The organism is Candidatus Neomarinimicrobiota bacterium, from assembly GCA_016784545.1.
Taxonomy (GTDB): Bacteria; Fidelibacterota; UBA8477; order UBA8477; family JABMPR01; genus JABMPR01.
The window spans coordinates 31,466-41,624 of sequence record JADHUM010000032.1; the positions used below are offsets into that span (position 1 = coordinate 31,466).

Consider the following 10,159-nt stretch of genomic DNA (forward strand, 5'->3'; position numbering starts at 1 on the left):
ATCAACTATCGGTTTTCATTAATTTATCAAATCCTGTTGAAAAAGCTGTTCCAGATTCATCAACAGAAATATCTATGATTTTCTCATCCATATTGTGAATGATGATGTCCTTTGCTTTAGTTACACGTCCAATGACAGCTGCTTCAAGACCTTGATTTGCTGCCAATTCTACAATCTTGTCAGTTGATGTTTCATCAGCCGAAAGCATAAAGCGTGTCTGACTTTCACCAAATAATAGGGCGTCCGCTCTCATATCAAGATCCAGTGAGACGCTGGCACCCAGTTCGCCGGCGATACAGGATTCAGCCAGAGCAACCGCCAAACCCCCATCACCCAGATCATGGGCACTTTTCACCAGACCCTTACGAATGATATCCAGAATATAATCTTGCGCTTTGCGTTCAAGCTCAAGGTCCAGTTCGGGTACATCACCTGTAACCAGATTGTGGATGACATCCAGGTATTCAGAAGCACCGAGTTCTTCCTTGGTTTCTCCAATGAGAATGACAAAATCACCAGCATTTTTAAATTCCATGGTTGTCACATGGGCCAACGATTTAACCAATCCAGTCATACCGATAATTGGAGTCGGATAGATGGAACCAAACTCAGGTGTTTGATTGTATAGACTGGCATTACCACCAATAACTGGGGTGTCAAGGGCTCTACAGGCCTCGCTGATCCCAATGATAGATTGTTCCAGTTGGTAGTAGACTTCAGGTTTTTCAGGATTTCCAAAGTTGAGACCATCGGTTATGGCAATCGGCTCGGCACCCGAAACCACCTGATTTCTGGCTGATTCAGCCACAATACTCTGGGCTCCCCGTCTGGGATTCAGATAGCAATAGCGTCCATTGGAATCCATGGTGAGACCAATCCCCTTATCACGACCTTTGATACGCAGAATAGCTGCATCAGAACCAGGCTTCACCACCGTATTCATCTGAACTCTATGATCGTATTGTCTATAAACCCATTCTTTAGAACAAATATCTGGAGCACTCAGCAACCTCACCAAGACCTGATTCAAATCAGAAGGTTGAGCGACCTGCTCGTTCTTGAATGCCCTGGTTTCTTTTAGATGAGGTGGCTCTACGGCATCAAGAATATATGTCGGGGCATCCATGAGCGACCACACAGGTACTTCACCAACAGTAATGCCATTTTCAAGAACCCGGTACATGCCATCATCAGTGACCTGTCCAATCACAACTGCATGTAAATCCCATTTATGAAAAATTTTATTGACCTTATCTTCAGTTCCCTTTTTGACAATCAGGAGCATGCGTTCTTGAGATTCAGAAATCATGACTTCTTCAGGACGCATGGCTTCTTCGCGCTTGGGAACCAGGGCAACATCTATTTCGACGCCATTGCCAGCCTTACTTGCTGTTTCAACAGATGACGAAAGGATACCTGCTGCGCCCATATCCTGGACACCAACAACGTAATCTTTATCAAATACCTCAAGACAGGCTTCGATGAGAAGTTTTTCCATAAAAGGATCGCCGACCTGGATGGCACCGCGATCTTCATCATTTTCCTCTTCCAGGTCCTTGGATGCGAAACTGGCGCCACCCATCCCATCCCGACCGGTGAGGTTACCCACAATCATCAAACTGTTGCCAATACCTGTTGCGATGGCTTTTTTGATTTCAGATTTTTTCATAAAACCAACACACATGGCATTTACCAGAGGGTTGCCCTTGTATGCATTGGAAAATCTGACCTCACCACCAACTGTGGGCACGCCCACACAATTTCCATATTCCCCAATTCCATGAATGACTTCGGAAATGAGCCAACGGGTGTGGCCCTTTTCTCCTGGATGTCCAAAATGGAGGGAATTCAAAGAAGCAATGGGATAAGCGCCCATGGCGAGAATATCCCGAATAATGCCACCTACTCCAGTAGCAGCCCCTTGAAAGGGTGCAATAGCTGAGGGGTGGTTATGACTTTCAAGTTTAAAAGTAATGACTTCATCGTCATCGATATCCACAATACCTGCATTTTCACCAGGTCCCTGGACAATACGTGGACCTGTCGTTAGAAAATGTTTAAACAGGGGCCGTGTATGTGTATAGCCACAATGTTCAGACCACATCTGAGCATACAATGCTAATTCCACAGTATTGGGTTCACGTCCCATATGTTTGGTTAATAATTCATATTCAGAGTCAGTTAGACCTGCTTTGATCCAAATCTTTTCTTCCATGCCAGCCTTCTTTTCGCTCATAAGATCCGTTCTAACCGTGTTTTGCTTCGAGGTGTTTTAACATTGAGACAAAAACCCCTTTACCATCGCTTAAACCCAGTACACTATCAGCACTGCGCTCCGGATGGGGCATCATCCCCACCACATTGCCTGTCCGATTAATAATTCCTGCGATGCTGTTTATGGAACCATTTGGATTGGTTTTATCACTGACTTCGCCCTCTGGACTGCAATAGCGAAAGAGAATTTGTCCATTGGCTTCCATCTCAGCAATGGTATCAGGAGCCGCATAATAATTGCCTTCATTATGTGCGATGGGAAAAACGACCACATTCCCTGAGGCATATTCACTTGTGAAAGGGGTATCAGCGTTATCCACCTTTAAGCTCTGATCTTGACACAGGAATTTGAGTTCACGATTTTGGAGTAAGCTGCCTGGTAACATTCTGGATTCAGTCAATATCTGAAAGCCATTACAGATACCGATAACCAGACCACCGGAGGCGGCAAACTCCTTCACGGCTGTCATAGCCGGAGAAAGATGTGCGATGGCTCCAGGGCGTAAGTGATCTCCATATGAGAAGCCACCAGGGATAATAATGGCGTCCACATCACCCAAATCTGTATCCTTGTGCCACAAGTACTTGACGGGTTTTTCCAGAATCTTATCTACGGCATGAAAGCAATCTTCAGCGCAATTAGAACCAGGAAATAAAAGAACTCCCCAATTCATCAGACCTCCTTGATCTCAAAGCTGTAAGATTCTACCACAGGATTGGCCAACATCTTATCACACATATCGTGGACAGAAGCTTCAGCAGATGCCATGTCAGTCATCTCCAGATCAATTTCAAGTTGTTTGCCAACACGAACTTTTTTGACCTGATCAAAACCTATGGAACCCAGCCCGTTCTGAACGGCTCTTCCCTGTGGATCAAAGATTCCTTTTTTCAACATGACAGTTACGATTGCTTTTAACATATCTATTTTTCACCCTTCATGGTTAACATCCAGATTGAACTAGGTTCATAACTCTGAAATTCGTGTGGCATCTAAACCAGCTATTAGTCAATTGCATTTAGTTTTTTGTACAAGGCTTTGTTTTTTGTATTCAGGAAGTAGTCAACCTCACGTCTGGCGATATCTGCAACTTCTTGTTTGTATCCCGCTCCACTTCCCTTTGAAGTGATAAATTTTTTGATTACGAGATATTTTTCTTCCTGAATTTTCATGAAGGCTTCATCAACAACAGGGGTCTCCGGGTATAAACCCTGTTCCTGGCCCCGTTTGAGTATATCTGTAAAATTTTCCCCAGTTTGAGCAGCTTCTTTCTTGGTCTTGTTGACTGCTTCATACCAGGCGTCATGCACAATGATATAGTAGTCCCTCATGGCCTGCTTATTGAAATTCACGATATAGTTATGCCCCTCAACCTTGCAGGTCAAGGTTGCCCGGACTGAGTCTGTATCCAGCGTATCAACAAAAACAAGATCCTGCCCATCCCTGGCAATTTCCCATTTCAAATCCCAGAGATTTAAACCCATCCGGTCAAATATTCTATGCACCATGAATGATGCTAAAATGGCGCGGACCAGCGATTCTGAGAACAAATCACCACCAATACCTGAGACCAATAGGGCTTCCTGTCTGGAGATATTCCTGTCCTCTGGTTCATACTTTGTAGTTAAGTCAATCAGCGGGGATTCAAATGTCTGCCACGGGACAAGCTCATTATCCACACCTAATTCTCGTAAATAGGCTTTTTTACCGGAATCACTTTGGGCATTATACTTTCTCAAGATGGAGGATCCGCTTGTCACACCGAATCGAACGATTTGTTCAAGGGGAATGACGAATTGATCATTTCCGTAATACTTTTCATAATCATAAAGATGGGATTTCATGAAGGTAACGGGTTCTGGCTTATAAATGTTGTACTTCTTGATCAATGTCAGATTACTGAGCTCCTGAGGAAAGGAACTTGCATACAGTTTTTCGTCATGGGGACCAATCATCCCCTGATGGTGGGTTCTGAGACCTGTAGCCTTAACTTTCTCAAGTGTTTTCTGAATGATTGCCTCGTTCTTGAAATAATCCTCACCCCAATGGGCTTTGATGTAGGACTCAATATCGTCCCACTCATTCACGTCCATTAGCGACTTGTATACCAAATGGCGAAAGCCCGCTCTCACTGTATCGCTGCCTTTTATCTCAAAAATCGTCCCCACATCAAATACTGAACCACCCATACTTGTTTCACTGACCAATGACCCCGGGTCATCAATTACTGAATACAGTTTCTGGACTGAACCATTGTAATATGGATTAGCACGATCGAACTTTATGTTGCGATTATTATCAGACATATCTCATTCCCTTTATCAGTATTTCACGATTCGCCATGTGAAAACGATTACTTATTATACTTTTCCTGAATCTTAAGGTCTTTTTCCAACACAGCATCTCGCATTTCGATTCTGTGTGCTTCCAGCTTGCGACCAATTTCTGGATACTTGACGGCTAGAATCTGGGCAGCTAATAATACTGCATTGTCACTGGCATTGATACCCACCGTAGCCACTGGAATGCCACCAGGCATCTGAACAATTGAGTACAAAGCGTCTACACCGTCCAGACTGGCCCTGATAGGCAAGCCGATGACAGGTTTTATGGTCTGAGCAGCTATTACACCTGGAAGATGGGCTGCCTTCCCGGCTCCTGCTATGACCAGCTCTATACCCAGCTTGTCGAAACTCTTGATATAGGCTTCCACGGCTTCGTGGGTTCTGTGAGCGGATAAAATCCTTAGCTCAAATTCCAAACCCAGTTTCTCAATAATTTTGAATCCTTTATCCAGTACTGGGAGATCACTATCACTTCCCAGAATAATTGCGATTTTTTTAGCCAATTTATTGTTCTCCTACTTTATTATATATGAATCATCTCGTCGGCGGTGAAAACACGTTCACAATACTGACAAGCAAGATCTCGACTTGCGCTGTCCTTCAGATTAAAGATAGTCGTCATGGGTTCAGCATTGGTTATGCATTTGGGATTTGGACAGGACACCAATCCCTCTATGCGCTCCGGAATCTCAACTCTTGATTTCTGTGCCACCTTAAAGTCTCTGATAATACTAACTTTAGCAGCAGGAGCGACAAGGGCAATACTGTTGACTTCATTCTGAGTCAGTTCACGCCCTTCAATTTTGATGATATCCTTCTTTTTCATGACCTTGCTGGAAAAATTCATACCCATCATGACAACATCTGTTGCCCTGGGTTTTAGAATAGCCAACACACGTTGGACCCGTCCTGCAGGGATATGATCGATAACCGTACCATTTTTGATGGGATCTACTTTTAATTCCTTCATTATTTAGCCTCCCCTAAAAGAGTGGCTAGAATGGCCTGTCGCATGTAGACTCCATTTTCTGCCTGGTCAAAATAGTAGGCATATTTCGTCGTATCCACATCTGTAGTGATTTCATTCACCCTGGGCAATGGATGCATGACTTTCATATTGTCTTTTGCATTTTTGAGTAAATCTGCAGTAATGATATATGCATTTTTCACCTTTTCATATTCTTCACGATCTGGGAAACGTTCTCTCTGGATGCGGGTGACATACATGATATCAATATCATTGACAATCTTGTCAAGTTTGGTGGTTTCCTTGAATTGGATTTCCCTCTTCCTGAGGTCATTCAGGATATGAGATGGCATCCCCAGAGATTTTGGTGACACAAAATGAAATTCAGGTTTGAATGGCGCCAGGGCATAAGCCAGGGAGTGAACGGTTCTACCGTATTTTAGATCCCCAACCAAAGCAAGTTTTAAACCTTCCAGAGATCCCTGTGATTTGAGAATGGTATAAAGATCCAGAAGTGACTGAGTTGGATGCTGATTGGCTCCATCCCCGGCATTGACTACAGGAATGTTGACTTGCTCAGAGACATAGCGAGCTGCCCCTTCCAGAGGATGGCGCATGACAATGATATCTGAATAGCGAGCTATGATTTTTGCCGTATCTGCCAGGGTCTCACCTTTTTCAACTGATGTACCACTGGTACCGACCATTCCGATGACTTCCCCACCCAACCGTTTCATGGCTGATTCAAAGGACATTCTGGTTCTGGTTGAAGCCTCGTAAAACACCGCTGCCATGACACGTCGAGATAAATCAATCTGACTGGGGTCTTTTTCAAGACTTGTGGCCAGCTTTAACAGTTGTAGGGTTTTGTCTGCGCTGAGATCACGCATGGAGATTAGGTGTTTCATTTAGTCCCCTTTATTTATTCTTGGATTGAAAGGCAGTCCAGGCAGCCTCTCGATAACGTTTTGCTTCTGCACCGGGATCGGCACTGGCAACAATCCCTCTGCCAACAATAATGGCATCTGCGCCACCCTCAATTGCATTTTCTACGGTGAGATATTGTTGTCCTAATCCATCTCCTTTGGTATCCAGATTAACACCAGGCATGAGGAGTAATTGATCCTGAGGAATTTTATTTCTAAAGCGCTTGATATCTTCAACATTGGCCCCATGACCGATATATCCACTCACACACTCCTTGCGACGTTTGCCGATTTCAAGGACTTGCCTCGTATATGTTTCGGAGATGAGATTTCCTTTGGCGCTCATGCGAGCGAGTAAAAACCCAGATCTGGGGATATCCAGATCACCAAACAGTCCATCCAGGATGGCTTCACCAGCGATCATGTGAACGGTCACATATTCAGCCCATTCTGCAATTTTGTAAACTCCAGAACGAAATTGCTTGCGAACTGTGCTGCCGATATCGGCAAATTTCCGGTCTTCAAAAATTAGAAAGTCATGTCTTTCAGCAAGAGCCTTTAATCGTGGGACAAAGCTACCGTTGAAATCCTTCATGATATCAACGTGGGTTTTGACCATGAAGATTTCAGGTCCTGCAGCTTCCAGAATATCAAAGAAAGTTGCTACGTCCTCAACATCCAGTGATAGAATCAGGTTTGATTTTTTTCTCAACATGGCATCCATGAGTTTTCTGGTCAAGGGTGCAGTAGTTGCATTCACTCGATCGGCAAATTTCAGAAGCGGCTTATCAACAGGAGTGGAAACAAATTCTCGAACTTTTTGAGCCAGCGCCGTATTGAGCTTTCCTTCAGCACCTAACACTGAGATCATATCTTCCACAGTAATAATGGAGCTGAGTTTGTATCCTTTAGTGGCCAGAATCTCTTCACCATTAAAACTACGATCAATGAGACAAACGAAATCCTTCACCTTAAGGCCGGCATGCTCCATACCTTCGGCAGCCTCAAATTTACTTTCACCTGTTGTGATGAGATCATCGATGATGAGGCAGGTTTGCCCCGCTTCAAAATGACCTTCAATCAACTTCCCAGTACCGTAAGTCTTTACTTCTTTACGTTGATAGACCAGGGGGGTATCCATTTCAACTGATACCTGTGCAGCCAAGGGCAGGGCTGTATATGGAATTCCGGTGATGACATCAAATTTTTTATCTGCCAATTCTGCTTTTAGCAAAGACACAATATTTTTAATAATAGCGGGATAAGAGATGATGCTTCTTAAATCTATGTAAAAGGGTGAGGTGGCACCTGATTTTAACTTGAATTCACCAAACTTTAAAGCGCCTATCTTGTGCAGATCCAGGATTAATTGTTTCTTGCCAGTTTCCACTATATGCTCTCCATTCGATCGATTAGTTCTTTATGAATAACCGCGGAGATAGCAGAAAACGCAAAGAGTGTTAATTGGGTTTCCAATAGATTATCTCTGCGCGCTTCGCGACCTTTGCGGTTAAAATTCAGATTCATCATAAGGGTTGTATCCTCCCGGTTTTTCCACGATGGGACACACCAAAGTCATCCAAGCCATCCAATGTCTCATGGTCAACAATGGGGCCTTCCATACACAGGATTAATCCAGTAGGATCCATGACGCAGGAACCACAAATGCCTACACCACATTTCATATAACGTTCAAGATTCACTTCGTATGGCAAGTGATGCTTTTTTGCAACCGCCGCTGCTGCACTCATCATCTTTTCGGGTCCAGAGATGTAAATCTGATCGAAGGTTTCGTTCTGTAGGACTTTTTCCATCACATCAACACTCGTCCCCTCGTGTCCCTTGGAACCATCATCAGTAGCTAAATGAGATTGATGGCAGAGAATCTCAAAGTCCTCAACATAGAGTAAATCGTCAGCTGAGCGGGCACCATTAATATTGACCAGCCGCTTGACGCCATCCTCTCTAAGCTTTTTTGCCAGGAACCGGAGGGGTGGTGTGGCAAATCCTCCCCCAACCATGAGGATGTTTCCAGATTGGCGCTTGAAAGATTGTCCGTATGGACCACGGACAGAAACCAGGTCACCTACATCCATCTTAAAGAGTCGCTCTGTAAATGGACCTATATTCTTAATGGTCATGGAAAATGAATTTTCATCCACATCCAAAATGGAAAACGGTTTTTCGCCCTGACTAAAAATGGTAAGCATGATAAACTGGCCAGGCTCAGCATTGAGCGAGCCTTTAAAAGTGAAGGTGCGCAGGGAGGGGTTTTCTTCGCGGATCGCGGCTATGGGTAAGGTTTGACGATCACACTTCAAGTCAATTTTCCTCTAGAATTCCTATGAGGTCAGAAAAGTCGGCATATCCGTGGACCTCCATGAAAGCTTCCATTTCTTCGCGAATAGATTTAAAGACATCCAGACCATGGTCATACACAGCTGAGCCAACGCCAATGGCAGATGCCCCGGCCATCATCATCTCAATGGCATCCAGACCTGTACTCACACCGCCAGTTCCAAGAATTGGTATATCAACAACCTTATAGGCATCATGAATTAGTTTAATAGCCAGGGGTTTGATGCATGGACCAGATATCCCCCCGAAATTGTTTCTCAGAACAGGACGCCTGGCCACTGCATCGATGACCATGCCATGACCCAGAGTGTTGATCATCGTTAGTCCATCGGCACCAGCATCCTCAGTCAATTTGGCAATGGCGGAAATATCATTGGCGTTTGGAGATAGTTTTGCCAGAACCGGAATGTTGCTTACGGCTTTCACTGCGGTAACAATCTCTGTAATTTTTTCAGGCATGAGAGCAAAGGGACGTTTGAATTCATCTTCTACATTGGGACAGGAGAGATTGAGCTCCAGAATATCTGCACTTGAATCGTTCACTGCTTTCGAAAGCGTCACGAACTCGCCAGCATTCGCCCCAAAAACACTGACAATAACAACCCCTTCAATGCTCCGATGAAATTTTTCTACTTCTTCTAGTCCCTCGACAATCCCCGGATTGGTTAGTCCCACTGAATTAATCAGACCGCCATTAAATTCAGCGATAACAGGACCTTCATGTCCAATACGAGGTTCAATACTTAAAGATTTTGTGGTGACCATGCCTGCGCCATCACGGAGAACCCGTTGAAGCGAAGAGAAAGAGATACCTAGTATGCCAGATGCGAGGGTGAGGGGGGTCGGAATTTCCTTACCCAGAAAAAGCAATTCGACCTATCCTGCGAAATATTGGAGACACGGATTTTCTTTGGGAAATTGAAGGGGGTGGTAATGGATTTCGAGCCGTTATCACGCTGTTAAAATAGAAAATAATTGTCCGAGTCAAAGGTCGATTTTTGCTTATTTCAAATTCATTTAATTTTTAAAAAATATCTGGCCATAGTTTCCTCATCAAAATGATTTGACAGCCCTTATAAGCCGATTATATTGATGATCTCTTTGCCCGGTGGTTGGTGGAAGTGGTAAAGGGATTTTGAAATGTTTAGAGGGGCCTTAGCTCAGTTGGGAGAGCGCTTGACTGGCAGATAAGTTCCCGTATGGCGCACAACCTTTGTAATTAATTGAAGCTCTTTCACAATTGTGGAGGAGCTTCTTTCATTTATGGTGGCGTCATCCCAAATGGCGT

General features: G+C 44.1%; 10 protein-coding genes. All 10 read right to left on the minus strand.

Annotated features, from left to right (window positions below; genetic code table 11):
* Position 1: 1 nt before the first annotated feature.
* Positions 2–2,215: a phosphoribosylformylglycinamidine synthase subunit PurL gene (gene purL, locus ISR87_08815; GenBank protein ID MBL7025544.1), complete on the minus strand. Its 2,214-nt coding sequence runs from the start codon at positions 2,213–2,215 to the stop codon at positions 2–4.
* 31 nt (positions 2,216–2,246) lie between these two features.
* The gene (gene purQ, locus ISR87_08820; protein MBL7025545.1) at positions 2,247–2,948 is read right to left on the minus strand and encodes a phosphoribosylformylglycinamidine synthase subunit PurQ; all 702 of its coding nucleotides are present in this window, start codon (positions 2,946–2,948) and stop codon (positions 2,247–2,249) included.
* Positions 2,948–3,196: a phosphoribosylformylglycinamidine synthase subunit PurS gene (purS, locus tag ISR87_08825; protein ID MBL7025546.1), complete on the minus strand. Its 249-nt coding sequence runs from the start codon at positions 3,194–3,196 to the stop codon at positions 2,948–2,950. Before purS ends, purQ begins: the two co-directional genes overlap by 1 nt.
* An 83-nt stretch (positions 3,197–3,279) precedes the next feature.
* Positions 3,280–4,581 carry a hypothetical protein gene (locus ISR87_08830; protein ID MBL7025547.1) on the minus strand — a complete coding sequence of 434 codons (1,302 nt, stop codon included), beginning with the start codon at positions 4,579–4,581 and terminating at the stop codon, positions 3,280–3,282.
* A 47-nt stretch (positions 4,582–4,628) separates the two neighbouring features.
* On the minus strand, positions 4,629–5,123 hold the full coding sequence (purE, locus tag ISR87_08835) for a 5-(carboxyamino)imidazole ribonucleotide mutase (GenBank protein MBL7025548.1): 495 nt from the start codon (positions 5,121–5,123) through the stop codon (positions 4,629–4,631).
* A 20-nt stretch (positions 5,124–5,143) separates the two neighbouring features.
* Complete coding sequence (locus ISR87_08840) at positions 5,144–5,590, minus strand: aspartate carbamoyltransferase regulatory subunit (protein MBL7025549.1); 447 nt, start codon at positions 5,588–5,590, stop codon at positions 5,144–5,146.
* Positions 5,590–6,495 (minus strand): aspartate carbamoyltransferase, encoded by a 906-nt coding sequence (gene pyrB, locus ISR87_08845; protein ID MBL7025550.1) that lies wholly within the window; start codon positions 6,493–6,495, stop codon positions 5,590–5,592. Before pyrB ends, ISR87_08840 begins: the two co-directional genes overlap by 1 nt.
* Positions 6,496–6,505: 10 nt before the next feature.
* Positions 6,506–7,903, minus strand: coding sequence for an orotidine-5'-phosphate decarboxylase (gene pyrF, locus ISR87_08850; GenBank protein ID MBL7025551.1), 1,398 nt, complete (start codon positions 7,901–7,903; stop codon positions 6,506–6,508).
* Between the two features lie 136 nt (positions 7,904–8,039).
* Positions 8,040–8,834, minus strand: coding sequence for a dihydroorotate dehydrogenase electron transfer subunit (locus tag ISR87_08855; GenBank protein MBL7025552.1), 795 nt, complete (start codon positions 8,832–8,834; stop codon positions 8,040–8,042).
* 1 nt (position 8,835) lies between these two features.
* Positions 8,836–9,741 carry a dihydroorotate dehydrogenase gene (locus tag ISR87_08860; GenBank protein ID MBL7025553.1) on the minus strand — a complete coding sequence of 302 codons (906 nt, stop codon included), beginning with the start codon at positions 9,739–9,741 and terminating at the stop codon, positions 8,836–8,838.
* Positions 9,742–10,159: the final 418 nt, after the last annotated feature.

Bases quoted from the DNA above. Each gene is read 5' to 3' on its own strand.
- purL (MBL7025544.1), bottom strand. From the start codon at position 2,215: ATGGAAGAAAAGATTTGGATCAAAGCAGGTCTAACTGACTCTGAATAT.
- purQ (MBL7025545.1), bottom strand. From the start codon at position 2,948: ATGAATTGGGGAGTTCTTTTATTTCCTGGTTCTAATTGCGCTGAAGAT.
- purS (MBL7025546.1), bottom strand. From the start codon at position 3,196: ATGTTAAAAGCAATCGTAACTGTCATGTTGAAAAAAGGAATCTTTGAT.
- ISR87_08830 (MBL7025547.1), bottom strand. From the start codon at position 4,581: ATGTCTGATAATAATCGCAACATAAAGTTCGATCGTGCTAATCCATAT.
- ISR87_08840 (MBL7025549.1), bottom strand. From the start codon at position 5,590: ATGAAGGAATTAAAAGTAGATCCCATCAAAAATGGTACGGTTATCGAT.
- pyrB (MBL7025550.1), bottom strand. From the start codon at position 6,495: ATGAAACACCTAATCTCCATGCGTGATCTCAGCGCAGACAAAACCCTA.